Raw genomic sequence first — 25,069 nt, 5'->3', positions numbered from 1 at the left:
CCCGGGCCGAACGAGCGGGCGGGCCGAGAGGAGCGACCACCCGATGAGCTACCGCGCCCCCGTTCCCGAGATGCTGTTCACCCTCCGGCACGTGACCGGGCTGGACGGGGTCGAGCCCGAAGACGCCGAGGCGATCCTCACCGAGGCCGGACGGATCGCCGCCGGGGTGCTCGCGCCGCTGAACCGGGTCGGCGACCGGCACGGCACCACGTTCGCGGACGGGCGCGTCACCACGCCCCCCGGCTGGCGCGAGGCCTATCGCACCTTCACCGAAGGCGGCTGGAACGGCCTCTCGGCCGAATCCGACCATGGCGGCCAGGGCCTGCCGAAGCTGATCGAGGCCGCCTGCACCGAGATGTGGAACGGCGCCAACCTCGCCTTCGGCCTCTGTCCGCTTCTGACCCAGGGCGGCATCGAGGCGCTCGCCGCCCACGGCTCCGACGACTTGAAAGCGCGCTACCTCGAAAAACTCGTCACCGGCGAATGGCCCGCCACCATGAACCTGACCGAGCCGCAGGCGGGCTCGGACCTCGCCCTGCTGCGCAGCCGCGCCGAGCGCGCCGGCGACGGCACCTACCGGATCACCGGCTCCAAGATCTACATCACCTACGGCGAGCATGATCTGGCGGACAACATCGTCCACCTCGTGCTGGCGCGCCTGCCCGATGCGCCCGCCGGCACCCGCGGCATCTCGCTGTTCCTGGTGCCGAAGGTCCTGCCCGACGGGACCGCCAACGACCTGCGCTGCTCCGGCATCGAGCACAAGCTCGGCATCCACGCCTCCCCGACCTGCTCGATGGCCTTCGGCGACCAGGGCGGCGCCGTCGGCTGGCTGATCGGCCAGGAGAACAAGGGGCTGGCCTGCATGTTCACGATGATGAACGCGGCCCGGCTCAATGTCGGCCTGCAGGGGGTCGGCGTCGCCGAGGCCGCGACCCAGCGGGCGCTGGCCTACGCGCAGGAACGCCGGCAGGGCCGGGCGGTCGGGGCCGCCGAGGCGACGAGCTCGATCGTCGCGCATCCGGACGTGCAGCGCATGCTGCTGACCATGAAGGCCTATACGGCGGCCGCGCGCGGCATCTGCTACCTCACGGCGGCCGCCCTCGACGCGTCCCGGGGGCCGGACGGGCAGGGCGCCCTCGACCGCGCCTCCCTGCTGACCCCGGTGGCCAAGGCGTTCTCCACGGATCTCGCCAACGAGGTGACCTCGCTCGGCGTGCAGGTCCATGGCGGCATGGGCTTCGTCGAGGAGACCGGGGCGGCCCAGCTGATGCGCGATGCCCGCATCCTCGGCATCTACGAGGGCACCAACGGCATCCAGGCCATCGACCTCACCGCCCGCAAGCTGCCGCTCAACGGCGGCGCCACAGCCCGGTCGCAGATCGCCTGGATGCGCCGGGCCGCGGAGGGCCTGCTCAAGGCGGGCGATCCCGCCTTCGGCCATATGGCGGCGCGGCTGCGCGACGGGATCGGCAACCTCGATCGGGCGACCAGCCACCAGCTGGCGGCGCTGACCTCGAACCGCCCGAACGCCGCGCTCGCCGGCGCGACCCCGTATCTGCGCCTGTTCGGCCTCGTGCTGGGCGGCGCCTGCCTGGCGCGCGGCGCGCTCGCGGCCTCCGCGGCCCTGAAGGCCGGCGAGACCGACCCGGACCATGCCGCCCGGATCGCGCTGGCCCGGTTCTACGCCGAGAATCTCCTGGTGGCCGCGGGCGGGCTGGAACAGAGCGTCGTCGCGGGCGGCGCCTTCACGGACAACGCCGCGCTGGCACTGGCGGTTTGAGGGGGGCAGACATGGCCGAGACCGTCACGATCACCGATCTGGAGGGCGGCGTCCGCCTGATCACCCTGAATCGCCCGGAGAAGAAGAACGCGCTGACCGGGGCGATGTACGACGCGATGCGCGCGGCCCTGGCGGGGGCCGACGCCGCGGACCGGACCGGTGCCGTGGTCTTCGCCGGGCAGCCCGGGATGTTCAGCGCCGGCAACGACCTCGCCGACTTCATGGGCGGCGCCGCGGGCGGCTTCAGCGCCTCGCCGGCCCTGGCCTTCATCCGCCAGCTCGCCCGGACCCGCACCCCGATGGTCGCGGCGATCGACGGGATCGCGGTCGGCATCGGGGCGACGCTGAGCCTGCATTGCGACCTCGTCTATGCCAGCCCGGCGGCGCGGCTGCGCATGCCCTTCGTGGAGCTCGGCCTCGTGCCCGAGGCGGCGTCGAGCTACCTGCTGCCCCTGCGGGTCGGGCGGCTCAAGGCGACGGAGCTGCTGCTCCTGTCGCGGCCCCTCGACGCCGACGAGGCGCTGGCCCTGGGCCTCGTCAATGCCGTGCTGCCGGCCGACATGCTGCTGGACCAGGCCATTGCCCAGGCGGCCAAGCTCGCAGCCCTGCCGCGAGGCGCCCTGGCCGCGTCCCGGGCGCTGATCCGCGGCGATCAGGCCCAGGTCGAGGCGGCCCTGGAGGCGGAGGCGCGGGCCTTCGACGCGCAGCTGCGCTCGCCCGAATCCCAGGAGCGGCTCGCCGCCTTCCTGGCGCGCTCGAAACCCGCCTCCTCGGCGTGAGCAGCCCCCCCGATCTGTCCCAAAAAATCTGCCTGGTGGCCGGCGCCTCCCGGGGGGTCGGGCGGGGCCTGGCCCGGGCGCTCGGCGAGGCCGGGGCGACCGTGATCGTCACCGCTCGCTCCAGCGAGACCGGCCCGCGCACCGAGATGCGGCCGGAATCGATCGAGGACACCGCCCGCCTGGTCGACGCGGCTGGGGGGCGCGGCCACCATTACCTCTGCGACCACCGCTCCGAGCGGGCCACGGATTCGCTGGTCCATTGGGTGCTGCGCCGGTTCGGGCGGATCGACGTCGCGGCCTGCAGCGTCTGGGGCGGCAACGAGGGCTATGACGGCGAGCGCTACCCGGACGGGGCCGGCTGGGGCACGCCGTTCTGGCGCCGCTCGGCCGAGCCGTATCTCGGCTTCCTGCAGGCCGGGCCGCTTCCGGCGCTGCTGCTCGCCCGCGCGGTCGCGCCGTCCATGGTGGCGGCGCGGTCCGGCCTGATCGCCCTGGTCTCGTTCGGGACCGAGGATTACCTCGGCGACCTGTTCTACGATTCCGCCAAGGCCGCCACCAACCGGCTGGCGCTGGCCTTCGGGCGGGAACTCGCGCCCTACGGCGTGACCGCGCTCGGCCTCTCGCCGGGCTTCGTCGCCACCGAGCGGGCGCGCGATCTCGGGCAGGACGCGCAGGCCACCGAGGGGCCGCTCTACGCCGGCCGGGCGCTCGCCGCGCTGGCCGCCGATCCAAACGTCGCCGCCCGGGCCGGCGCGGTGCTGCATGCGGGCGATCTGGCCCGGATCTACGGCTTCACCGATGCCGACGGCACCCAGCCGGAGCGCTTCCGCGTCGGGCCCTGACCGCGCCGGAAACCGGTTTGGCGCACTTCGGGAGCGAAAAACGGCCTTAATTGCCCCGCAGGTTGGACCGTAATCGTGTGCTCGGCTCTACGGTGTTTGAGCCGGCTCACTTATGGGCGACGAGGAAAACAAGCATGTCGGATGCGAATATGGCCCCGCGCGTGCTGATGGTATTCCCCAAGTTCTACGAAAACTCGATGTGGAACTTCAAGGAAGCCATGGAGCTGCAGGGCGCCCGCGCACCCGCGCCGCCGCTGGGCCTGATCACGCTCGCCGCGATGCTGCCCCCGGCCTGGCAGGTGACCCTGGTCAACCGCAATTGCGAGGACCTCACCGACGCGCAGATCCTGGCGGCCGACCTGGTGATGACCGGCGGCATGCTGCCCCAGGAGCCGGATTGCCTGGTCGTGATCGACCGGTGCGCGGCGCTCGGCGTCCCGGTCTGCGTCGGCGGCCCGGCGCCGACCTCGACCCCGGAGATCTACGACAAGGCCGATTTCCTCGTGCTGGGCGAGGCCGAGGGCATCCTCGCCACCTTCGTGGAGGCCTGGGAATCCGGCGCCCGCCGCGGCCGGTTCACGGCGGAGAAGTTCAAGGCGGACGTCACCACCAGCCCGATCCCGCGCTTCGAGCTCCTGACCTTCAGCCACTACCTGTATATCGGCGTCCAGTTCTCGCGCGGCTGCCCGTTCACCTGCGAGTTCTGCGACATCATCGAACTCTACGGTCGCGCGCCGCGGACCAAGACCACGCCGCAGATGCTGGCCGAGCTCGACCGGCTCTACGGCCTCGGCTACCGCGGCCATGTCGACTTCGTCGACGACAACCTGATCGGCAACAAGAAGGCGATCAAGCTGTTCCTGCCGCACCTGATCAAGTGGCAGGAGGCGCACGGCTACCCGTTCAAGTTCTCCACCGAGGCCTCGCTGAACCTCGCGGACGACGACGAGCTGCTCGGGATGATGCGGGACGCGAATTTCTTCGCCCTGTTCACCGGGATCGAGACGCCCGACGAGGCGACGCTGATCCAGACCCAGAAGAAGCAGAACACCAAGCGCTCGATCGCCGACAGCGTGCACAAGCTCTACGAGCACGGCATGTTCGTCACGGCCGGGTTCATCGTCGGCTTCGACACCGAGAAGGACAGCATAGCCAAGGCGATGTCCCTGTGCATCAGCCAGACCGGCATCCCGATCGCGATGGTCGGCCTGCTCTACGCGATGCCGAACACGCAGCTCTCGCGCCGCCTGCGCAAGGAGGGCCGCCTGTTCGAGAACTTTGCCTACACCACCGCCGAGCAGGGTGACCATTGCACGCAAGGGCTCAACTTCGTGACCCTGCGCCCGCAGCAGGACGTGCTGGCCGATTACCGGGACGTGCTGGCCGAGATCTACGATCCGCCGAACTTCTTCGCCCGCATCCGCGAGATCGGACGCCGGGTGAAGCGCCCGAAATTCGCCGCGCACAAAGTCAACTGGCGCCACGTTGCCCGCGATCTGGGGTCGCTGCTCCGGATCTGCTGGCGGATGACCGTGCGGCGGCCGGAGCTGGCCAAGCATTTCTGGGGCGCGTTCCTCCAGACCGCCCGCCACAATCCGGCGGCCCTGGAGGCGGTGGTCACCAACATGGTGATCTACCTGCACGTCTACCCGTTCTCGCGCTACGTGATCCGCGAGATCAACGGCCGGATCGCCGAACTCGAGGCCGGCCGCTGGGTGATGCCGCCGATCCTGGCCGCCGACAAGGACGACGGCGGCAAGGCCGCGCCGGTCGGCAAGGTAGTCGCCCGCGCCGAGGTCAAGCACCTCGCCGCGGTGGCCTGACCGGCCGCACCGGGCTCAGGCCGCGCGCACTGTCTGCAGGAAGTCGCCGATCTCCCGGCGCAGGGCCTCGGACTGGGCCGAGAGGCTCTCGGCCGAGGCGAGCATCCTGGTGGCGGCCGAGCCGGTCTCCTCGGCGGCCCGGGCCACCGCGTCGATCGTACCGGTGACCGAACCGGTCCCGGCGGCCGCGTCGGCGATGTTGCGGGCGATCTCCTGGGTCGCCGCGCCCTGCTGCTCCACGGCGGCCGCGATCGAGGTCGCCACCCCATCGATCTCGCGGATCCGGCCGGTGATGCCGTCGATGGCGCCCACGGTCTGGCCGGTCGCGCCCTGGATCCGGCCGACCTGTCCGGTGATCTCGTCGGTCGCCTTGGCGGTCTGCTCGGCGAGCGCCTTCACCTCGGAGGCCACCACGGCGAAGCCCCGGCCCGCCTCGCCGGCCCGCGCAGCCTCGATCGTCGCGTTCAGCGCCAGCAGGTTCGTCTGCCCGGCGATGTCGGAGATCAGACGGACCACGTCGCCGATCCGGCCGGCGGCCTCGCTCAGCTCCTGGACCAAGCCCGCGGTCCGGCCGGCCTGATCCACCGCGCCCCGGGCGAGATCGGCGGAACCGTCGACCTGCCGGCCGATCTCCTGGACCGAGGCGCCGAGTTCCTCGGCCGCCACCGCCACCGTGCCGACATGGGCGGCCGCCTCCTGCGCGGCGCTCGCAACCGCGGCCGAGCGCTCGGCCGTGCGGGTCGCCGTGCTGGTCATCGCCTCGGCATTGGCCCGAAGGTCGAGGGCCGCCTCCGTCACCGCGGCCAGCACGCCGCCGATCGCGGCCTCGAATCCGTCGGCCATCTCCTGGACGGCGCGCCGCCGCTGCGCCTCGGCCCCGGCCCGGGCGAGCGCCGTCTCCTCTTCCAGCGCGCGGGTGTGGATCAGGTTGTCCTTGAACACCTGCACGGCCGCCGCCATGGCGCCGATCTCGTCCCGGCGGCCGGTGCCGGGGATCGCCACGGTCGCGTCGCCCTCGGCCAGGCGGCCCATGGCGCCGGTCATCCGCTGGATCGGGCGGGCGATGCCGAACAGGGCGAACAGCATCGCGGCGGCCGCGACCGCCAGCGCCACCGCGGTGGCGACCAGGGCGGTGAGCTTGGCCGAGGTCGCGTTGTCGGCGGTGGCCATGACGTTCGCGTCGGTCTGCGACCGGGCCAGATCGATCGCCTCGGTGAGGCTGGCGACCGCCGCCTCGTTCTGGGCGCCGGTCTCCGGATCCAGGACCAGCTTGAGGGCGCCGCTCGTGTCGCCGGCGATCATCAGCTCGACCACCTGGAGCTGGATGTTCTGGTAGGCGTTCCAGGCGCCGGTGAAGCGCTCGTAGGTGTCCCGCTGCCGCGGGGTCGACAGGCGGTCCTGATAGGCCTGGCGCAGCTCGGAGAGCGCCCCGAGGCCGTCGGTCAGCGCCGTCTGGTTCTTGTCGAGGGTCGCGAAATCCGGCGAGCCCGCCACCAGCTTGTAGAGCTTCAGCCGCACGTCGCGCACCGCCATGCCGATCGCCTCGGCCTGATTCTGGGCGGGCAGCCAGACCTGCGAGACGGTCTTGGCGTCCCGCTCGATCTCGGTCAGTCGCATGACGCTGACGACACCCTGGCCCGCGGCCGCGAGGGCGAGCAGGCCGATGGCCCCGGAGAGGATCGTCTTCAGGGAGAATCGCATCGGAGCTTCCGTCGTCGCGGACAGGCCGCGCTTCCAGGCTCCAGCATCTCTACGAGAGGTCTTAACGTTCTGCTGCGCGACTATAAATATTGACGACTAGAGCCACTTCTTCCAACGGAAGAAAACGTAGGGCAGGATCGCCGCCACGAACATCATGACTACCGCCATCGGGTAACCATACGGGAGTTCTAGTTCCGGCATGGACTTAAAATTCATGCCGTAGATCGAGGCGATCAGCGTGGGCGGCATGAAGACCACGGCCATGACCGAGAACAGCTTGATGATGTTGTTCTGTTCCAGGTTGACCAAGCCGAGTGTCGCATCGAGCAGGAATTGAATTTTCGTGGAGAGGAACGTGGCGTGCTCCTCCAGCGACTGAAGATCGCGCAGGGTCGAGCGCACATCCTCCCGCAGGTCGCGGGGTGCCTTGTTGGTCCGATAGGTCGCCGACAGCGACAACAGGATCCGCTCCATCGAGACCAGGCTCTCGCGCTGCTTCGAGATCAGATCACCGTGGCGCCCGAGCGCCCGCAACGTGTCCTGCAGGGCGGTGTTGCGGGCGGAGGGATCGGCCTGCACTTCGAAGATCTTGCCCGACAGGCGGTCGATACGCTCGCCCTGGAGCTGGAGCACGTCCGCCGCCCGGTCGATCACCGCCTCGATCAGCCCGGCCAGGATGGTCTCGCCGGAGACGGCGGAGGCGCTGCCGTTGCCCGTCGTGCGGCCGGCCCGCTGGGTGTACATCCGGAAGGCTTGGGGCTCCTCGTAGCGCACGGTCACGAGCCGGCTGCCGCGCAGGATGAAGGTGATGCCGGCCAGTCCCGGCTCCTCGGCGTCGCTGACCTTCGAGAGCACGCGCCCGGTCATGTAGCGGGCGCCCTCCTCGACATAGAGCAGCTCCGACGGCTCGATGTCCTTCATCTCCTCGCGCGTCGGCACCTCGATGCCCGCGAAGGCCTCGACCTTGAGTTCCTCCTCGCGGCTCGGGCGGATCAGGTCGAGCCAGACGGTGTCCTCGGGGATCGTGTCCTGAAGGTCGACGATTCGGCGCTCAAGCAGCGAGGATCCGGCGCCGGTTGCGGGCTGGTGGATGAAAATCACGAAGCGGTCTCGGGTGCGAAACGGTCACAAGTCGGCGCAAGGTCCGGTCCGCATCCGGCACGGCGGCTCCAAGCGCAAGCTGTGCCGCGGGTGTGGCGTTGTTTTCTGACGCTTCCGTGACATCGCGGCCCGCCTCGGCGGCGGGGCGCCGCGCGGTTCCACGCTCAGTTGCAACCTTCGCAGACGCTGTCCTCGATCTTGTCGGTCAGGGCCCGCTCACGGCGCTGCTCCCGCCGCGACGGGACCTCGCCCGGTCCCAGCGACGTGCCCGGGGGCTTGGTCACGCCGAGGCTGTTGGTGTTCGGCGCCGTGATCGTCGAGGTCGGCCCGCCGCCGGTGCCGGTCTGATCGGGCGCGCGCGGCTGCGCCGATAGCGCCGTGGGCAGGGCGACGCTCAGCGCGGCGCAGAGGAGCGTACGGATCGAGGCTGCAATCATGACACCTCCAGTCCGTGGAAGAGGGTCAGATTCTCCGAAAAGTTGCAAGCCTCCAGGTTGCAGGCGTCAGCGCCGGCGCGCGGCCTCGCGCCGGAACACGCCGATCATCTCGACATGGTCCGAGTGCCGGAACTGGTCGACCGGCGTCACCGATTCGAGCCGGTAGCCGCCGGCCGTGAGCGTCGCCGCGTCCCGGGCGAAGGTGCCGGTATCGCAGGCCACGCCGATCACCACCGGGACGCGCGCGGCGGCGAGCTGGCGGGCCTGGGCCTCCGCGCCGGCCCGGGGCGGATCGAACACCACCGCGTCGAACCCGTCGAGCTCCGTGGGCAGCAGCGGCCGGCGGAACAGGTCCCGGCGCTCGGTGGTGATCTGGCGCAGGCCGGTGGCCGCCCGGGCCGACCGGTCGAGGCCGGCCAGGGCTCCCGCATCCGCCTCGACCGCGTGGACGGCGGCGTGGCGCGCCATCGCCAGGGCGAGGGGGCCGCAGCCGGAGAACAGGTCGGCGACCCGCCGCGGACGGCGTCCCAGGGCCGCGACGGTCAGGTCCGTCAGCGTCGCCTGCCCGGCGGCGGTCGCCTGCAGGAAGCCGCCGGGGGCCGGATAGAGGCGGCTGTCGCCGGAGGTCACCGAGACCGGCTCGGCCTCCATCAGGCGCTCGCCGTGGAGCGACAGCCGGGCGAGGCCGAGCTCGCCCGCGATCCGCACCAGCGCGGAGGCGACGCCGCCGCTCACCGGCCCGTGGCCCCGCAGGTCGATGTCGAGGCCCTGGTCGGTGGCGGTCACGGCCACGTCGAGGGGCTTGCGGCCATGGCCCAGCGGAGCCGCGAGGCGCCGCGCCACGGCGGGCGCCGCATGCAGCGCCGGCACGGTGATCGGGCAATGGTCGATCGGCACCAGCGCGTGGCTGCGCGCCGCCATCAGCCCGGCCTCGCCCTGTCCGTCGATCTCCCGGACATGCAGGGTGATGCGGCGCCGCCCGGCCCCGTGCGCGTCGACGGTGGGCCCCGGCTCGACCTCGAGACGGGCCTGCGACAGGGCCTGGGCGACGAGGCCGCGCTTCCAGGACAGTTCCGCGGCCGTCGCGAGATGCTGCGTCCGGCAGCCGCCGCAGCGCATGTAATAGGGGCAGAACGGCTCGACCCGGTCGGGGGAGGGCTGCTCGATGCCGAGCAGCTCCGCCCGCTTGCCCTCCCGGCGGATCGTCGCCCGCTCCCCGGGCAGCGCGTAGGGGACGGGGATCCCGTCCTCCGCGATGCCGTCGCCGCGGGCGCCGAGCTCCCGGATCGTGACCGTTTCGCTCATGGTAGCTTTGCGCCGATCAAGAATTCGGAATTGCCGTCGCCACCCGGCACGGGCGAGTCGATCAGGCCGAGGATCGTGGCGCCGAGCCCTTCCAGCACGCCGCGGATGGTCGCGCAGACCTCCGCGTGGACGGCCGGGTCGCGCACGAGGCCGCCGCGCCCGACGCGCGCGCGCCCGGCCTCGAATTGCGGCTTGATCAGCGCGACGATCCCGGCGCCGGGCGCGAGCAGCGTCGGCAGGGCCGGAAGCACCAGGCGCAGGCCGATGAAGCTCACGTCGACGCTCGCCATCGCGGGCCGCGGCACGAGCCGCGCCGGGTCGAGGGCGCGGATATCGGTGTCCTCCAGGCTGGTGACGCGGGGATCCGCGGCCAGACGCGGATGCAGCTGGCCCCGGCCGACATCGACCGCGTGGACATGGGCCGCGCCCCGGGCGAGCAGGACGTCCGTGAAGCCGCCGGTCGAGGCGCCGACATCGAGGCAGGCGAGGCCGGCCGGATCCAACCCGAACGCGTCGAGCGCCGCCGCGAGCTTGAGCCCGCCCCGGGAGGCGTAAGGGTGCTCGGGCGCGGCCTCGACCTGCGCGCCCGGCGGGATCGATTCCGAGGCCCGCGCCAGGAGGCGGCCGTCGACCCGAACCAGGCCGGCCCGGATCGCGGCCTGCGCCCGCGCCCGGCTCTCGAAATGGCCGTGCTCGACCAGGAACAGGTCGGCCCGTTTCGGCGCAGGCGCGCGGTGCGCGGACGCTCCGCCGTCCGGTATGGGCCGGTCTCCGGTCATCAAGGCTTTACGGGCTCGGGGCAGGGATACGGCAAAGGTTTCGGGGCCGGCCCTGTCGAAGGGGCGGCCTGTATCCTACCTAGACCGGGCTGGAGAGGAGAGCCACCGTATGACACGCATCCTGCCGCTGCTCGCGCTGCTGGGACCCTTCGCGGCGAGCGGCGCCCTGGCCCAGGAGCCGGCAGCCGCCAAGCCCACCGAGACGTTCCAGGCGCCGGTGAAGAACGCCAAGGGCGACACGATCGGCACGATCGCGATCCGCGACGGCGCCAACAGCCTGGTGCTGCGCGTCGCGATCCAGCCCGGCGGATTGCCGCCCGGCTGGCACGGCATGCATTTCCATGCGGTGGGCGATTGCTCGGATCCGAAATTCCTGAACTCCAAGGCCCATGTGAATCACGACCAGAGCAAGCACGGCCTGCTCAACCCAGACGGGCCGGACGAGGGCGACCTGCCGAACCTCTACGCGAACCAGGACGGCTCGGCGAATGCCGAGGTGACCAGCGAGACGCCGCTCACCGGCGAGGGCGGCCTCAAGGACGGCGACGGCTCGGCGCTGATCGTCCACGCCAACGAGGACGACCACACCAGCCAGCCGATCGGCGGCGCCGGCGACCGGGTCGCCTGCGCGGTGATCAAGTAGCGTCGGTCAGGCCGGGTTGGGCGAGGGCACCAGGGGCGGGATCGGGCGCGGGCGCCCGGCCTCGTCGATCGCCACGAAGGTGAGGGTGGCCTGCGTCACCCGTTCGCGGACCTGGGTGCAGAACCGCCGCGCCCAGGCCTCGACCTCGATCTTCATCGAGGTCCGGCCCACATGCGAGACTCGGGTGTAGACGCACAGGACGTCCCCGACCCGGACCGGCCGGATGAAGGTCATCGCGTCGAGGGCCACGGTGACGACCCGGCCCTGGGCCCGGTCGACCCCCGCGATGCCGCCGGCCTGGTCCATCTGCGTCAGCACCCAGCCGCCGAAGATGTCGCCGTTGGCGTTGGTGTCGGCCGGCATCGCGATGGTCCGAACCGTCAGATCCCCCCGCGGCAGGTCCGCCTCGGGCGCCGGCGCCCGCTCGCCCTCGCCATTCGCGCGTCCGACGTGCTGCATGCCGTCCATCCGCCTGTCTCGCGCGCCGTCAGGGAAGGAGGCCGGCGAGCTTCAGTCCCGCCGCCAGAAAGACGGTGACCGCGCCCAGGATGCATTCGAGCGGGATCGATTGCCAGAGGTCCGGCGTCGCGGCCGTGGACTCGGCGCGCTGCACGATATCGTTCATCGGAACTCCTCCCGGGCGGGCCGGTCCGCCGCAGGCGCCGGTCTTTCCTGCATTATACGGCATGGAGCCCGGCCGCGCATCCCGAATCAGGGCATGAAAAAGCCCGGCGCCTCGTGTGAGCCGCCGGGCCGGTCAGGATCGGGAAGAGCTTAGTAGAAGAACCGACGGCGGTAATACGGACGGCGGTAGAACGGCCGCGGGCCGTAGTAGAACCGGCGGCGGTAGTAGGGGCGGCGGTAGAACGGCCGCGGGCCATAGAACCGACGGCGGTAGTAGTACTGGGCCTTCTGGGCCACGGCCGGCGCGGCATCGGCCGGCAGGGCGATGCCCGGGCCGACCGGCGCGGCCGACGCGCCCTGGGGCGCAGCAGCCGCGAAGCCCAGCACCAGCAGGGCCGCGAGCAGGAATTTCCTCAGCACGGTCTCGACTCCCTTCGCGTGATCACGTCTTGGACGACGGACCGCGAGGCACGAGCAACCTCCCGGCGGTCCGAAACGCTGCAACGCACGGGCGATGGCAAGCGTTGCAGCGTAACCGCTACGGATAGGCGAAAGGGTTTATTTTCGGCAGCGGCCGCCGGCCGGCCTGGCGGCCCGCCGGACTTCGTCGCGCTGCATCAAGAGCTTAGATCCTCAACCGCGCGGACGCTCAGGCGATCTGGGTGGTCATATCGACGAGGCGCGCCTCCGCGCTCTGGCGGACGAGGGCGATGCCGTGCTCGCAATCCTCGCGGCGGAGGTAGCCCTCCCCGGAATCCGCGATCACCTCGCCGTTTTGCGCCCGCAGGCGCCAGCGCCACTCGCCCTTGGCATCCCGATAGAGTTCGAACCGCATGGGGCAGGCTCCTGTCTGACCATCCGGTGAGATGGGATGCCGCGCCCAAAAAAGAAGCCGCCCCGGAAGTCTCCTCCCGGGGCGGCTTTTTGAGGTTCTCAGAAAAACCCTGGTTTCAAAAGGTCCGGGACCTTTTGCGAGTACAGGGCAGCGCCCTGCTTGTCCTCAGGACCGGGGCGACCGCTCCAGCCAGCCGATGTTGCGGCCCTCGCCGGCGCCGCCGGCGCTGCGCGGGCGGGCATCAGCCCGCTGGGGGCGGCTGTCGCGGGCCGGGCGCGCCTGCTGCTGGGCCGGACGCTCGCCCTGCGGACGGGCGGGCCGGTCCGACCGGGCCTCGCGTCCCTGGGGGGCGGGGCCGCGACCGTCCTGCGGACGGCCCTGGCGCGGGGCACCCTGGCCCTGGCCGCCGCCGAAGCCGCGGCCGCCTTCCGGGCGTCCCTGCTGGGGACGGCCCTGCTGCGGACGGGACCGCTGGCCGGGACGGCCGCCGGCCGGACGCTGCTGCTGGCGCTCGGGCCGGCGCTCCTCCTCGCGGGCGATGTCGGCCGCCTCCTGGCGGGACGGGGGCGTGAAGCCCTCCGGGAAGCCCGCCACCGGCACGCTCTGGCGGGTCAGCCGCTCGATGTCGCGCAGGTAGGCCCGCTCCTCGTCGTTGCAGAACGAGATCGCCAGACCGGTCGCCCCGGCGCGCGCGGTGCGGCCGATGCGGTGGACGTAGCTCTCCGGCACGTTCGGCAGGTCGAAATTGACCACGTGGCTGACGCCGTCGACATCGATGCCGCGGGCGGCGATGTCGGTGGCCACCAGCACCCGGCAATCGCCGTCGCGGAAGGCCTGGAGCGCCCGCTCGCGCTGCGGCTGGCTCTTGTTGCCGTGGATCGCGGCACCGGCGATCCCGACCTTGTCGAGGCCGCGCACGACCCGGTCCGCCCCGTGCTTGGTGCGGGTGAAGACCAGGACGCGGTCGATGGCCGGATCCCGCAGGATATGAGCGAGCAACGCCTGCTTCGCGCCGGTATGGGCGAAGATGACCTTCTGCTCGACGCGCTCGGCCGTGGTGGCCACCGGGGTCACGGCGACCTGCACGGGATCCTTCAGGTACTGGCTGGCCAGGCCGGCGATGTTCTTCGGCATGGTGGCCGAGAAGAACAGGCTCTGGCGCTGGGCCGGCAGCATCTTCACGATGCGCTTGAGGGCGTGGATGAAGCCAAGATCCAGCATCTGGTCGGCCTCGTCGAGGACGAGGATCTCGACGCCTTCGAGGGTCAGCGAGCGGCGCTCGATCAGGTCGATGAGCCGGCCCGGGGTGGCGACCAAGATGTCGACGCCGGGGGCCAGGGCCCGCTCCTGGCGGCTGATCGTGACGCCGCCGAACACCACCGTGGTGGTGTAGGACAGGTGCCGACCGTAATCCGCGAAGGACTCGGCGATCTGGTTGGCGAGCTCGCGGGTCGGCGAGAGCACCAGCACCCGGCAGCCGCGGCGCGGGGCCCGGCGATCGGAGAGCGAGAGACGGTGCAGGATCGGCAGCGCGAAGGCCGCGGTCTTGCCGGTGCCGGTCTGGGCGATGCCGCAGAGGTCGCGGCCTTCCATGGCCGGCGGGATCGCCTGGGCCTGGATCGGGGTCGGCGTGACGTAACCAGCCTCGCCGAGCGCCCGGAGCACGGGCTGGGCAAGGCCGAAATCGGTGAATTGGGTCAAAGAGATATCCGATGCAGCAGGGCCGGCCGGGCGCTTCGCGTCGTTTGCGAGCAGCGCGGTATACAGGTCGGTCCGTTGGCAGGGGGCAGCCCGCGTGATGGGGCGGCCCGGGTGCATGCACGTTATGAAGAGGGGGGCCGGATCACGCCGGAAGGCGCCCGATCCGTCACGCAGCCCCCTCAAGCGGGCCATGACGGCCGCTGACGCTGCATCGCCGATATGCGGGTGTGCGGCTGCGAAGTCAATGCATGGCTGCGCCCCGGATGACATGGCACCGATCGCGTGGGTGCACGGCTCGGCGATGCGTCTCTGTCCGCGACGTCCTGACGACGGGCGCGGGCCGGTGTGGTAGATTGAGCTGTGAAGCTGAGGATCCTGCGATGCGGTTCGTGACCGACGCGAAGGTGGCCGCCGACGGCCGCATGGTTCTCCCGCAATCCGTCCGCGAGGCTTTGGGCGTCACGGGCGAGACCCGGCTCGTCGTGACTGTCGACGGCGACGAGGTGCGCCTTTCACCGGTGAGCCGCGCCGTCGCGAAGCTTCAGGCTCTCTACCGCGAGAACGTTCGGCATGATGCCGATTCCTCCGCCTTCCTGAAGGAGCGCCGCGCCGAGGAGGAAAGCCAGGATTCGATCGTGTGAGCGCCGTCGTCTTCGACACCTCGGCCGTCATCGCCCTTCTACGCGATGAGCCCGGAGCCGATTTGGTCGCCCGTTACGTCGGCCAGGCGGCGATGTCCGCAGTGAACCTTCAAGAGCTCATCAAAGCTCTTCTTCTGCGGGGACTGGATCTGCCGGTCATCGAGACATTGCTGCAGAACCTGCGGCTCGACATACATGCGCATGACCGCGAGGCTGCCTTCGCGGCCGCATTGCTGACGGGCGCCACGCGACAGTTCGGGAGCGGGATCGGTGACCTAACCTGCATGGCGCTCGCAGTGAAGCTTCGTTTGCCGGTGCTGACGACCGATAGGGCATGGGCCAAGGTCGGCGTGCCCGGGCTGACGGTCGAACTGGTCCGCTAGCGCCGCGCGATACGAAAGCGGGGCGCCCGGCTCGCGTCAGCCCACCAACCGCCGCGTCTGTCGGTAGAGCCCCGCCGTCAGGCCCGCGAACAGGACCAGACCGCCGATCAGCGCCGGGCCGCCGAAGCCGTCGCCGACCAGTGCCAGGGCGGCATCGTCGCCCGAGACGTAGACGATCAGCGCGAAGGCGACGCCCCAGAGGCTCTCGCCGACGATCAGCCCCGTGGCCGTAAGGGTGCCCAGCCGGATCGCACGCTCCGGGTCGGCCTGGCGGCGCGCCCAGCGCTCGTAGACCGTGCCGATCAATGCGCCGGCCACCAGGGGCGCGATCAGCTTCATGGGCAGGTAGATCCCGAAGGCGGCGGCCAGCGGTGGGATTCGCAGGCGGTTCAGCCGGCCGAGGGTCTCGTCCAGGGCGACCAGCCCCACGCCCGCGGCCGCGCCCCAGCCCAGCATGCGCCAGTTGCCCTCGCCCGAGAGCACGCCCTTGGCGAGGGTCGAGATCAGGCCCGCCTGCGGGGCGGCCAGGGCGTTCGGGCCGGCCCCGGGCGTCCCGACGAAGCCGAAGCTCGTCGCCAGCACGTTCAGCACCGGCGGGATGATCGCCGAGCCGAACACCACGCCGACGATCAGGGCCGTCTGCTGCTTCCACGGGGTCGCCCCGACGAGCTGGCCGGTCTTGAGGTCCTGCAGGTTGTCGTTCGCGATGGTGCAGATGCTGAACACGATGCCGGTGACGGTCAGCACGTAGGCGACGAGCGCCCCGCTGCTCTGCGCATCCGCGTCGCGGCCGAGCAGCCCCAGCAGCATCGCCGAACTCGCCAGCGCGGCCAGGATGCCGATGCCCGACACGGGCGAGTTGGAGGCGCCGATCAGCCCGGCCATGTAGCCGGTCACCGCGGCCACGACGAGCCCGATCACCCCGACGAACAGCAGGCCGCCCGCGACCAGCAGCACGCCGTGACGCTCCAGGCTCGTGCCGGCGAGGACGTCCCACAGAAGCCAGCCGATCGGCAGGAGCAGGCTCACCGAGACCAGGAGGACCACCGTCACCGGCAGGTCGCGCTCCTCCAGCACGAGCGTCGCGCCGGCCTGACGCGCCCGCCCGGCCGCGAGGGCCGAGCGGATGCCGCCCAGCACCGGGCGGGCGATCCGGATCAGCGTCCAGATCGCCGCGACGCCCATCACGCCGGCGCCGAAGAACCGCACCTCCTGCCGGAACACGGCGCCGACCCAGGCCTCGACCGACACGTCCGGCATCGGCTGCTGCGCGGTCAGGATCGGGGCCAGCACGACCCAGGCGATCACCAGCCCGAGCGCCATGGCGGCTCCCACCGACAGGCCGACCAGATGGCCGACGCCGAGCAGCGCGAAGGACAGGTTGCCGGCGATGCCGGTCGCGCCGGCGCCGACGCGGAACCAGGTCGCGGCGCTGTCGAGCACCAGCCGGGTCTGGGCCAGGATCGCGAAGCCGGCCGAGGCCAGGCTGTTCCAGATGAGGATGCGCAGGCCCAGCGCGCTGTCGGCCTGTCCCGCGGCGCCCTGCGTGCCGAGCGCCAGCACCTCGGCGGCGGCGCGCCCCTCCGGATAGGGCAGGTCCGAATCGACCACGAGGGCGCGGCGCAGGGGCACGGAGAACATCACGCCCAGGATCCCGCCCGTCGCGGTGATCCCCGCGGTGGTGAGCCAGGGGAAGCCGTGCCACCAGCCGATCATCACCAGGCCGGGCAGCACGAAGATGATCGCCGAGAGTGTGCCCGCCGCCGACGCGACGGTCTGCACGATGTTGTTCTCCAGCACCGTGGCGCCGGGCAGGTGCCGCAGCACCGCCATGGAGATCACCGCGGCCGGGATCGATGTCGCGAAGGTGAGGCCGACCTTGAGTCCGAGATAGACGTTGGCGGCGGTGAAGAGCAGCGTCAGCGCGCCGCCGAGCAGGAGGCCGCGCCAGGTCAGTTCGGCGGGCGTGGTGCCGCTGGACATGCGAATCGGGCTCCGGGACCTCATCCGCCGAGTTTATCGATAGGCGGCTGAGGGATACAACCGGCGCGCCCGCGTATCATCCCGGTCTAAGTCGGCTTGCGGCCGATGTTTCTATCGACGCGACATCCGCATTCTGGATGAAAAGCTCACCTCAACGATCGTGTTGTTCGGATGTGGATATCTCGGGCCGTGAAACTTGCACGGCTCGCCACCTGCGCTTCAAGCTGGCGGCGATGCAGGCGCGCGATGCTCATATCCGATGATGCAGATCGACGAAGAGCGCATTGACGAGGCGGTGCTCGCCCTTCTGTGGCTGACGCTCCACGGCGAGCGTCGGGCCTGGAAAGGGTTCGACTGGGCGACGCTGGGCCGCCTTCACGCGAAGGGGCTGATCGGCGATCCGGTCGGCCGGGCCAAGTCCGTGGTGCTGACCGAGGAGGGCTTGCGCCGATCGGAAGCTCTGTTCGAAGCCCTGTTCACCCGCAAGGACTGACCGCCCCGGCTTTCGGGGGCTGCCCTGCCGGGCTCCATATCGTGTGATCGAGAGAAGATTGCTTCCCGAACCGATGATCGCGGCCTCACGCCCAACGATCCGTTTCTGAGGAAGAGCACCACATCGAACGTGTGGTGCGGCCAAGAGGACTCGAACCTCCACCCCTCGCGGGACTAGCACCTCAAGCTAGCGCGTCTACCAATTCCGCCATGGCCGCATCGGACGCGAAGATCCGCCCGTTCGCCCCCACGCTGCGACCTCCGGGGAACCCCTCGGGTCGTCGTCATGTCGGGCGGCGCAGCGGATAACAGATCGATCCGCCGCCGACAAGCGCCCCGCTCAAACGGAAGCGTAGTCGTCGTCCAGGAAAGGCGTCGCGCTGTCGCCGATGGTGGTGCCGGGCTCGACGATCGCCGCCGCCTTGCGGATCAGTTCCGTCACCTCGACGGAGATGCGGTCGCCGGTCACGACGATCTGCCCGCGGGCGATCGGGTGATCGTTGGCCAGGATCTCGACCATGTCGCTGTCGCTGGCCTCCAGCTCGATCACAGCGCCGCGGCCCATGCGCAGCAGCATGTGCAGCGGCATCCGCGCCCGGCCGAGCACCACCGTCAGATCGACCTTCAGGGTCTCGAAGACCGCCACCGCTTGCCCATCCCGTCTCGCAGCCGACCCGGAGCACGCAAAACCTTGCCACCGCCGGCCGCGGATGTTGAAGGCTTCGACCATCGACGCAGGATGGTGAACCCTTGGTAAACGCGCCCCGCCTCACGGTCTCGCCCCACGCCTTTCCGAAGCGGCCCGGCTCGGATCCGGCCGCCGGTCCGGTGGGCTGGCGCGTGAGCGACACGCCCGTGGGCTACGCGGAGGCGGTGGCCTGGATGGAGGCGCGCGTGGAGCGGATCGCGCGCGGCGCGGCACCCGAATGCGTCTGGCTGCTCGAGCACCCGCCGCTCTACACGGCCGGCACCTCGGCGAAGCCCGAGGACCTCGTGGCCCCCAGTCGCTTCCCGGTCCACGCCACGGGCCGGGGCGGCCAGTACACCTATCACGGCCCGGGCCAGCGGGTCGCCTACGTGATGCTGGACCTCGACCGCCGGAGCCGGGACCTGCGCGCCTATGTGGCGAGCCTCGAAGGCTGGCTGATCGAGACGCTGGCGGCCTTCAACGTCCGGGCCGAGCGCCGGGAGGACCGGGTCGGCGTCTGGGTGCGCCGCCCCGAGAAGGGGCCCGGGGTGGAGGACAAGATCGCTGCCATCGGCATCCGGGTGCGCCGCTGGGTCAGCTTCCACGGGATCAGCCTGAACGTCGAGCCCGACCTGTCGCATTTCGCCGGCATCGTGCCCTGCGGCGTGCGCGAGCACGGGGTGACGAGCCTGGTCGATCTCGGCCTGCCGGTGAGCCTGGCGGAGGTCGACATGCAGCTGCGCGCCGCCTTCGAGGAGATTTTCGGGGCGACGGCGATCGAGGCCGAGCCGTAAGCGCGCGTCCTCGCGACCTGCACGCTCAACGGAGCCATCGTGTATCCTGCGGTTATGTGAGGGAGCGGCCAATGCGCTCGACGAGATACCCGATGAAATCGCCAGCGCGGACGAGGGCGGCGCTCGCATCGAGCGTCTGAGGATCAGGGCCACCGGGGCCGACGAGATACGCTTCTCCTGGTGGAAGGACGGTCGCTTTCAGGCGCGGCCCCTGGATCTGCCGGAGGACGATCTGCTGCGGCTCCTGCGCAAAGCCATCGATGAGCGCGTGTTCTCCGCCGTGTTCGTCGAAAATCTGCGGCGCATGCTGGATGCCGGCGCATCGACCGTGATCCCGAGCACAGCATGGTCGCTCTATCCCACGACCTGACTCTGAAGGATGGACGCAAGCTGCCGGTCGGTGCCCGGGGTGCGGTCGTGTTCGTCCACGGCGACGGCGAGGCCTATGAGGTGGAATTCGTCGACCCCTTCCACGCCGTGGCAACGGTTCCTGCGCCGAGCCTGTCCCGGGTTTCGGCTGCGTGACCGTCACCGTTCCGCCCCGTAGCGTTCCACCCAGCAAGCTGACCGACTACCTGCTCCGGCCGGATCACCCGGTGGGCGGGTCCAAGGCAGCGTTCTTTCAGGCCTTCGGCTTCTCGCTCGACCGTCCGGACATCATCACGGCGGCCTTCATCGCTCATCCGGACCGCAGTCCCGTTGCCGATACGGAGCACAGCCGCTGGGGTGTGAAATACACCGTCCGCTGTCGCGTCCGGACGCCGGACGGCCGTGACCCCTGCATCCTGACGGTATGGATCGTCCCAACGGGCGAGCGTGGTGCCCGCCTCGTCACCGCCTATCCCGACGACGGGCGCTGACGCCCTCGCTCAGGATCGACCTGCCGGACCGCTCGGGCCGATCAGAAATCCGCGTGCAGCCGCGACGCGAAGAAATGCGCCGGCCCGCGGTCGCGGTTGTAGCCGGGATTGGCCACGAACTGGTAATCGAAGGTCAGAGTCAAGAACTTCGTGAGGTTCAGGGCGTAGTAGGTCTCCACGGCCCGCTCGCTGCCGTAATTGAGCCGCCCGTCGCCGATCAGCAGGCCGTAATAGCCGGCCGCGAAGGCGGCGCGGTGCGAGGGCGAGAGCCGGTTCATCGCCGCGCCGAGGCCGATCGTGTCGTCCGGGCGGTCCCAGGCCTTGCCCTTCAGCGACAGGCCCCCGGAGAAGCTCTGGTCGATATCGGTGAAGGAGATGTTCTCCGTGCGCCCGTCGTTCAGGCTGGCCCGGGCAAACAGGCCGAGCTCGGGGGTCAGCGCCTGCTCCAGGTTGATGTAGCCGCCGGTCTTGCGGCGCGGCTTGCGGGTCGCGAGAGCGGCGTCGCTGCCGTTGTCGAACAGGCCGAGCTGCGTGAGGGTGACGAGCTGCCGGTTGTTGGCCGAGACCCCGACATTCGAGAACAGGCCGATGCGGATCTTGCCGGGCTGCTCCAGCCACGGGAGGATGTGGCGCTCCTCGAACTCGGCGTTCAGGCCGGCGCGCCGGAACACCCGCGGGTCGAGCACGTCGCTCGACGGCTCCTTGGGCACCTGCGTGTAGGCGGCGCGGATCGCGAAGTCCGGCCGGTTGTATTCGGCGTAGACGCCCTGGGTGAAGCCCGGGAGGTTGGCCGGGAAATCCCAGGCCGAGGCGCCCCAGAGCGACCAGTTGAAGAAGTCGACCCGCGGGTCGTGGGCGTAGACGTTGCCGTCGAAGAAGTCGCCCAGCGCGAACTTGCCGGCGATCAGGGTGATCCGCTCCGCATCGTACCGGGTGGCGACCTGGTTCGGCCCGTCCGGCACCTCCACGGTCTCGCCGCCGAGCCCGATCGTCTGCTTCACGTAGTAGCGGTTCGAGCGCAGCTTCGGGAACGGGGCGCCGGCCTTCTGCGCCTCGCCGTTGACGAAGCCCGCGACGCCCAAAGTCCGCGACAGGCCGAAGCCCTGGCTGAATTCGGGATTGTAGTACAGCTCGGTGCTGTCGGTGAGCTTGAGCCCGAGGAAGATCGTGGCCGTGGTGGTCTGCCGGGCCTGGTGCGGGATCAGGCTCTGCGCCCCTTCGTAGGGCGAGCGGAAGCCCGGCACGCCCTGGGCGATCAGCGTCGTCTGCCCGTGCAGCGAGAAGCGCCCGGTATCGCCGTTGTCGGGATCGTGCGGGGCGGTCTCGTCCGGATCGGCCGGCACCTTCAGGCCGTCCGGGAACCACATCAGCCGCGCGAACAGCTGGTTCGAGGTGAAGCTCGCCCGGGACGTGACCGGGCCGCCATTGTCCCCGGGCACGCTGCCCAGCGAGAAGCGCCGGCTGCCGCCGAGATCGATGTAGCGGTAGTCGATCCCGAGCGCGAGCGAATCGCTGATGGCGTACTGGATGCCCGCGCCGAGGGTGAACCCGAGATAGCCGATCTCGCGCCGTGCCGTGTTCTGGCCGCCGGCGTCGAGATCCGGATAGTTCGCCAGGAAGCGGGCATTGGCGCCCGCGAGCCCGAAGGCCCCGTAGACCAGGTACCGGTCGAAGCTGTAGCCGATCCGAGCCCGGAGGGTGCCGTACAGGTCGGTCTTGGCGCGCACGATGTTGAAGGCCGGGTCGACCTCCGCGTAGCCGAAGCCCGCGATAGTCGAAGGCACGGGCCGCTTCAGGTTCGCCGCGTCGAGGGAGGCCTCGACGCCGTAGACCCAGGGGCCGGCCTGCCAGTTCCAGCCGCCGAACACGCCCCCGACCGCCGTGGTGGCGTTGCTTCCCTGGTCGCTGCGGCCAGTCGAATCGCCGCTCTTGAACGAGGGGACCGCGCGGCCGCCGATCGCCGTCGGGCCGAAATTATAGGCGCCGTAGGAGCCGCTGGCGCTGCCCTCGAGGCCGATGAAGCCCCCCGACCAGTCGGTATAGGCGGGGATGTCCGTCGCGGGGCGCCGCGCCGCGGGGTCGGCGGCCGTCGCGGGAACGGACGGGATCAGGGGCGCGGCCAGGACGAGGGCTGTGGCGCGGAGGAGGGGCGCGAAACGGAGGGGCATCGGACTCGCGGAAAAGATATAGCACTTGCTATAATGGGAGTTGCGGACGCGCAAGCCGTTCCAGATCGTCTCGAACACAGACCGCACCGTTTTCTCGTCCTGTGCGACCTTGTCGTCGGCTCGCATGGCAACGACGTGACGATCCCTACATCCATCCACCGGTCAAGATACGCCCGGCCACAGCGGGCGGAATAACTTCCGCCCGCACACCACAACTCGGCAATGTGGCAGGTAAAGACCAAGAACTACCATTCGCGAAGGCTGTAGAGGTATTAGTTTAGAATTGTTATGATTTGATCGGCGGCGGGTTGCCTCTTTGAAACTTCTGCCGAGAGCGTTATGTGCGACGCCATGCGCGCTTCGACTCTCTTCCCGATTCTCCGCGGCCTCGCCGCGGCTGCCCTTCTCGCGACCGCGGGTGCCGCCTCCGCCAAGGAGGTGCCGATCGGTCCGCACGTGACCAAGAACGGCCTGGAGGTCGCGGCCGTGTACCTCCAGCCGATCGAGATGGACCCGCCCGGCATGATGCGCGAGGCCGCGCAGTCGGACCTGCATCTCGAGACGGATATCCGCGCCGCCAAGGACAACCGGAACGGCTTCGCGGAAGGCGATTGGGTGCCCGCGCTCGAGGTCCGTTTCGAGGCGGTGAAGCTCGACGGCGACAAGCCGACGGACCAGAAAGTCTCGGGCATGCTGATGCCGATGGTCGCCAATGACGGCCCGCATTACGGCGACAACGTCAAGCTGTTCGGCCCCGGCCGCTACCGCCTGAAGGTCACGGTCGCACCGCCCGGCAAGGACAGCCATTTCGGCCGCCACGTCGACAAGGAGACCGGGGTCGGCCCGTGGTTCGAGCCCTTCGACGTCACCCAGGATTTCACCTTCGCCGGCGTCGGCAAGAAGGGCGCCTACTGAACCGAAGGGATATCCGTGTCACGCTCGTTGCACCCCCTCCGGCTCGCCGCCGCCGCTCTCCTCGTCGCCTCCTGGGCGGCGACCTCCGCGCGTGCGGACGACATGCCGGTCATCAAGGTCGAGATGCGCGACGGCGTGATCCTGCCGGCGGTCATCGAAGTGCCCGCCAACACGCGGTTCAAGCTGGAGATCTCGAATACCGGCCAATCGCCGGTGGAGTTCGAGAGCACGGAACTCAAGCGCGAGAAGGCGCTGGCGGCGGGCTCGACCTCCGCGATCGTGTTCCGCACCCTCGATCCCGGCACCTACCAGGTGTTCGACGATTTCCATCCCGAGGCGAAAGCCACCCTGGTGGCCAAGTGAGCGCGTCCTGACGGTGGCGTCCCAGACCTTCCTCGCCGAGGCGCCCTCGCGCCGGGACATGATCGACGAGCGGCTCGCCCGCTTCGGCGACTGGCTCCGGCTGCACGGCTGGATGATCCGCGCCGTGCAATGGGTGATCGTCGGAATCTACGGCGTGCTGGTGATCGTGCCCGCGCTGCTGCCGCTGCCCGACAACACCGCGCATATCTGGACCAACCTGACGCTCGCCGCGCAATTCGCGTTCTGGGGCATCTGGTGGCCGTTCGTGCTCCTGAGCATGGTGCTGGTCGGCCGGGCCTGGTGCGGCGTGCTCTGCCCCGAGGGGGCGCTCAGCGAGTTCGCCAGCCGCTGGAGCCGCGGCTACGCCATACCGCGCTGGATCACCTGGCAGGGCTGGCCGTTCCTGGCGTTTGCCGGCACCACGGTCTACGGCCAGATGACCAGCGTCTACGGCTATCCGAAGCCGGTGCTCGCCGTGCTCGGCGGCTCGACCCTCGCGGCGATCGTGGTCGGCCTGCTCTACGGGCGCAACAAGCGGGTTTGGTGCCGCTATCTCTGCCCGGTCAACGGCGTGTTCGCGGTGCTCTCGAAGCTCGCGCCGATCAGCTTCCAGGTGGACCGCGCCGCCTGGGCCGCCTCGCCCAAGCCCGTGCAGGGAACCGAGCATTTCAACTGCGCCCCCCTGGTGCCGGTGAAGGCGATGCGCGGCTCGGGCAGCTGCCACATGTGCGGGCGCTGCAGCGGCCATCGCGGCGCGGTGCGCCTCGCGTTGCGCTCGCCCAACCACGAGATCGTCCACGTCGCCGGCCAGGAGCCGAGCCTGGAACAGACCGTGCTGATCCTGTTCGGCATGCTGGCCCTGGCGGTGGGCGCGTTCCAGTGGTCGTCGAGCCCCTGGTTCGTCGAGGCCAAGCAGGTCGCTGCCACCTGGCTGATCGAGCACGGGGTCACCTGGCCGCTGGAGATGTCCGCGCCGTGGTTCGTGCTGACGAACTATCCCGACCACAGCGACGTGATGACCCTGCTCGACGGCGGGTTGCTGCTGGCCTACATCGGCGCCGCGACCGTCATCCTGGGGCTCGCCCTGTCGGGGATCGTGGCGCTGGCGACCGTGGCGCTCGGCGGCTGGTCGCTCTCGCGCTTCCACCACCTCACGCAGACGCTGATCCCGGTGGCGGGCTGCGGCGTCTTCCTGGGCCTCTCGGCCCTGACGGTCACGTTCCTGCGCGGCGACGGCATCCACATCCCGTATGTGTCGGAGATCCGCGCCGCCATGCTGATCGGCTCCGGCCTGTGGAGCGTGTGGCTCGGGTGGCGCGTCGCCGGCCTGGCGGCGGGCGGCCTGCAGCGGGCCGCCGCCACGGCCTGCATCGCCTCGGCGGTGACCCTCTCGGTCGCCAACTGGGTGCTCCTGTTCTGGGTCTGGTAG

The 25,069-nt window shown here is 70.5% G+C and carries 27 protein-coding genes and 1 tRNA gene; 14 read left to right on the top strand and 14 right to left on the bottom strand.

The genetic code is table 11. The features are described from left to right. The first annotated feature begins 43 nt into the window (after positions 1–43). The 4 genes from WYO_RS20490 to WYO_RS20475 all read left to right on the top strand — a co-directional run bounded on the left by WYO_RS20490 (position 44) and on the right by WYO_RS20475 (position 5,227). Complete coding sequence (locus tag WYO_RS20490) at positions 44–1,783, top strand: acyl-CoA dehydrogenase (protein WP_007566022.1); 1,740 nt, start codon at positions 44–46, stop codon at positions 1,781–1,783. 11 nt (positions 1,784–1,794) lie between these two features. Continuing rightward, complete coding sequence (locus WYO_RS20485) at positions 1,795–2,562, top strand: enoyl-CoA hydratase-related protein (protein WP_007566021.1); 768 nt, start codon at positions 1,795–1,797, stop codon at positions 2,560–2,562. A gap of 35 nt (positions 2,563–2,597) precedes the next feature. Continuing rightward, the gene (locus WYO_RS20480) at positions 2,598–3,404 is read left to right on the top strand and encodes an SDR family NAD(P)-dependent oxidoreductase (RefSeq protein ID WP_039903533.1); all 807 of its coding nucleotides are present in this window, start codon (positions 2,598–2,600) and stop codon (positions 3,402–3,404) included. 134 nt (positions 3,405–3,538) lie between these two features. Beyond that, positions 3,539–5,227 (top strand): B12-binding domain-containing radical SAM protein, encoded by a 1,689-nt coding sequence (locus tag WYO_RS20475; RefSeq protein ID WP_007566017.1) that lies wholly within the window; start codon positions 3,539–3,541, stop codon positions 5,225–5,227. Between the two features lie 15 nt (positions 5,228–5,242). On the opposite strand, the gene WYO_RS20470 is transcribed toward WYO_RS20475, so the two are convergent. The 5 genes from WYO_RS20470 to WYO_RS20450 all read right to left on the bottom strand — a co-directional run bounded on the left by WYO_RS20470 (position 5,243) and on the right by WYO_RS20450 (position 10,550). After that, positions 5,243–6,928, bottom strand: a complete 1,686-nt coding sequence (locus tag WYO_RS20470; protein WP_007566014.1) for a methyl-accepting chemotaxis protein — start codon at positions 6,926–6,928, stop codon at positions 5,243–5,245. Positions 6,929–7,024: 96 nt separating this feature from the next. Then, positions 7,025–8,029 carry a magnesium transporter CorA family protein gene (locus WYO_RS20465; protein WP_007566012.1) on the bottom strand — a complete coding sequence of 335 codons (1,005 nt, stop codon included), beginning with the start codon at positions 8,027–8,029 and terminating at the stop codon, positions 7,025–7,027. A 164-nt stretch (positions 8,030–8,193) separates the two neighbouring features. Beyond that, positions 8,194–8,466: a hypothetical protein gene (locus WYO_RS20460; protein WP_007566011.1), complete on the bottom strand. Its 273-nt coding sequence runs from the start codon at positions 8,464–8,466 to the stop codon at positions 8,194–8,196. 66 nt (positions 8,467–8,532) lie between these two features. Next, a complete protein-coding gene (locus WYO_RS20455) occupies positions 8,533–9,771 on the bottom strand; it encodes a class I SAM-dependent RNA methyltransferase (protein WP_007566009.1) in 1,239 nt (412 codons plus the stop codon). Next, a complete protein-coding gene (locus tag WYO_RS20450) occupies positions 9,768–10,550 on the bottom strand; it encodes a TlyA family RNA methyltransferase (protein ID WP_007566008.1) in 783 nt (260 codons plus the stop codon). Before WYO_RS20450 ends, WYO_RS20455 begins: the two co-directional genes overlap by 4 nt. 109 nt (positions 10,551–10,659) lie before the next feature. Between WYO_RS20450 and WYO_RS20445 the strand changes: the two genes are divergently transcribed. Further along, the gene (locus tag WYO_RS20445) at positions 10,660–11,193 is read left to right on the top strand and encodes a superoxide dismutase family protein (RefSeq protein WP_007566007.1); all 534 of its coding nucleotides are present in this window, start codon (positions 10,660–10,662) and stop codon (positions 11,191–11,193) included. 6 nt (positions 11,194–11,199) lie between these two features. Here WYO_RS20445 and WYO_RS20440 read toward each other — a convergent pair whose 3' ends face one another. The 5 genes from WYO_RS20440 to WYO_RS20425 form a co-directional block, all read right to left on the bottom strand. Further along, the gene (locus WYO_RS20440) at positions 11,200–11,556 is read right to left on the bottom strand and encodes an acyl-CoA thioesterase (RefSeq protein WP_244424239.1); all 357 of its coding nucleotides are present in this window, start codon (positions 11,554–11,556) and stop codon (positions 11,200–11,202) included. A 124-nt stretch (positions 11,557–11,680) separates the two neighbouring features. Then, positions 11,681–11,818 (bottom strand): hypothetical protein, encoded by a 138-nt coding sequence (locus WYO_RS31710; protein WP_007566005.1) that lies wholly within the window; start codon positions 11,816–11,818, stop codon positions 11,681–11,683. A gap of 149 nt (positions 11,819–11,967) precedes the next feature. Beyond that, positions 11,968–12,237, bottom strand: a complete 270-nt coding sequence (locus WYO_RS20435) for a hypothetical protein (protein WP_007566004.1) — start codon at positions 12,235–12,237, stop codon at positions 11,968–11,970. Positions 12,238–12,466: 229 nt separating this feature from the next. Then, on the bottom strand, positions 12,467–12,652 hold the full coding sequence (locus WYO_RS20430) for a DUF1508 domain-containing protein (protein WP_007566003.1): 186 nt from the start codon (positions 12,650–12,652) through the stop codon (positions 12,467–12,469). 165 nt (positions 12,653–12,817) lie between these two features. Continuing rightward, positions 12,818–14,353, bottom strand: coding sequence for a DEAD/DEAH box helicase (locus tag WYO_RS20425; RefSeq protein ID WP_039903529.1), 1,536 nt, complete (start codon positions 14,351–14,353; stop codon positions 12,818–12,820). Positions 14,354–14,733: 380 nt separating this feature from the next. On the opposite strand from WYO_RS20425, the gene WYO_RS20420 reads away from it, so the two are divergent. Together WYO_RS20420 and WYO_RS20415 are read left to right on the top strand one after the other, a co-directional pair. After that, positions 14,734–14,994: an AbrB/MazE/SpoVT family DNA-binding domain-containing protein gene (locus WYO_RS20420; RefSeq protein WP_007566001.1), complete on the top strand. Its 261-nt coding sequence runs from the start codon at positions 14,734–14,736 to the stop codon at positions 14,992–14,994. After that, positions 14,991–15,377, top strand: a complete 387-nt coding sequence (locus WYO_RS20415) for a type II toxin-antitoxin system VapC family toxin (protein WP_007565999.1) — start codon at positions 14,991–14,993, stop codon at positions 15,375–15,377. The genes WYO_RS20420 and WYO_RS20415 overlap by 4 nt, the downstream gene beginning before the upstream one ends. A 36-nt stretch (positions 15,378–15,413) precedes the next feature. Here WYO_RS20415 and WYO_RS20410 read toward each other — a convergent pair whose 3' ends face one another. Further along, entirely contained in the window at positions 15,414–17,360 is a 1,947-nt protein-coding gene (locus WYO_RS20410; protein ID WP_007565997.1) for an oligopeptide transporter, OPT family, read from the bottom strand. A 262-nt stretch (positions 17,361–17,622) separates the two neighbouring features. Here WYO_RS20410 and WYO_RS20405 point away from each other — a divergent pair, with 262 nt between their 5' ends. Next, positions 17,623–17,853, top strand: a complete 231-nt coding sequence (locus WYO_RS20405; protein ID WP_039903558.1) for a DUF6429 family protein — start codon at positions 17,623–17,625, stop codon at positions 17,851–17,853. A gap of 132 nt (positions 17,854–17,985) precedes the next feature. On the opposite strand, the gene WYO_RS20400 is transcribed toward WYO_RS20405, so the two are convergent. Further along, positions 17,986–18,070, bottom strand: a tRNA-Leu gene (locus tag WYO_RS20400). A gap of 122 nt (positions 18,071–18,192) precedes the next feature. Further along, positions 18,193–18,498, bottom strand: coding sequence for a FliM/FliN family flagellar motor switch protein (locus WYO_RS20395; protein WP_007565993.1), 306 nt, complete (start codon positions 18,496–18,498; stop codon positions 18,193–18,195). 104 nt (positions 18,499–18,602) lie between these two features. Between WYO_RS20395 and lipB the strand changes: the two genes are divergently transcribed. The 3 genes from lipB to WYO_RS20380 all read left to right on the top strand — a co-directional run bounded on the left by lipB (position 18,603) and on the right by WYO_RS20380 (position 20,194). Beyond that, positions 18,603–19,334, top strand: a complete 732-nt coding sequence (gene lipB, locus WYO_RS20390) for a lipoyl(octanoyl) transferase LipB (protein ID WP_007565992.1) — start codon at positions 18,603–18,605, stop codon at positions 19,332–19,334. A gap of 345 nt (positions 19,335–19,679) precedes the next feature. Further along, entirely contained in the window at positions 19,680–19,859 is a 180-nt protein-coding gene (locus WYO_RS20385; RefSeq protein ID WP_007565990.1) for a DUF4926 domain-containing protein, read from the top strand. Beyond that, positions 19,856–20,194 (top strand): DUF6883 domain-containing protein, encoded by a 339-nt coding sequence (locus WYO_RS20380; protein WP_007565988.1) that lies wholly within the window; start codon positions 19,856–19,858, stop codon positions 20,192–20,194. The genes WYO_RS20385 and WYO_RS20380 overlap by 4 nt, the downstream gene beginning before the upstream one ends. A gap of 41 nt (positions 20,195–20,235) precedes the next feature. Here WYO_RS20380 and WYO_RS20375 read toward each other — a convergent pair whose 3' ends face one another. Continuing rightward, positions 20,236–22,362 carry a carbohydrate porin gene (locus WYO_RS20375; RefSeq protein ID WP_039903554.1) on the bottom strand — a complete coding sequence of 709 codons (2,127 nt, stop codon included), beginning with the start codon at positions 22,360–22,362 and terminating at the stop codon, positions 20,236–20,238. A 351-nt stretch (positions 22,363–22,713) separates the two neighbouring features. Between WYO_RS20375 and WYO_RS20370 the strand changes: the two genes are divergently transcribed. From WYO_RS20370 to WYO_RS20360, 3 genes are read left to right on the top strand one after another with little or no spacing between them, the layout of a single operon-like run. Next, positions 22,714–23,277 carry an iron transporter gene (locus WYO_RS20370; protein WP_039903552.1) on the top strand — a complete coding sequence of 188 codons (564 nt, stop codon included), beginning with the start codon at positions 22,714–22,716 and terminating at the stop codon, positions 23,275–23,277. A gap of 15 nt (positions 23,278–23,292) precedes the next feature. Beyond that, a complete protein-coding gene (locus tag WYO_RS20365; RefSeq protein WP_007565983.1) occupies positions 23,293–23,640 on the top strand; it encodes a cupredoxin domain-containing protein in 348 nt (115 codons plus the stop codon). A gap of 58 nt (positions 23,641–23,698) precedes the next feature. Then, a complete protein-coding gene (locus WYO_RS20360) occupies positions 23,699–25,069 on the top strand; it encodes a 4Fe-4S binding protein (RefSeq protein WP_047170894.1) in 1,371 nt (456 codons plus the stop codon).

The organism is Methylobacterium sp. GXF4 (assembly GCF_000272495.1).
In the GTDB taxonomy this organism is placed as follows: Bacteria; Pseudomonadota; Alphaproteobacteria; order Rhizobiales; family Beijerinckiaceae; genus Methylobacterium; species Methylobacterium brachiatum.
The sequence above is the reverse complement of the archived record's forward strand: the minus strand, read 5'-3'. Positions and strand labels throughout refer to the sequence as shown.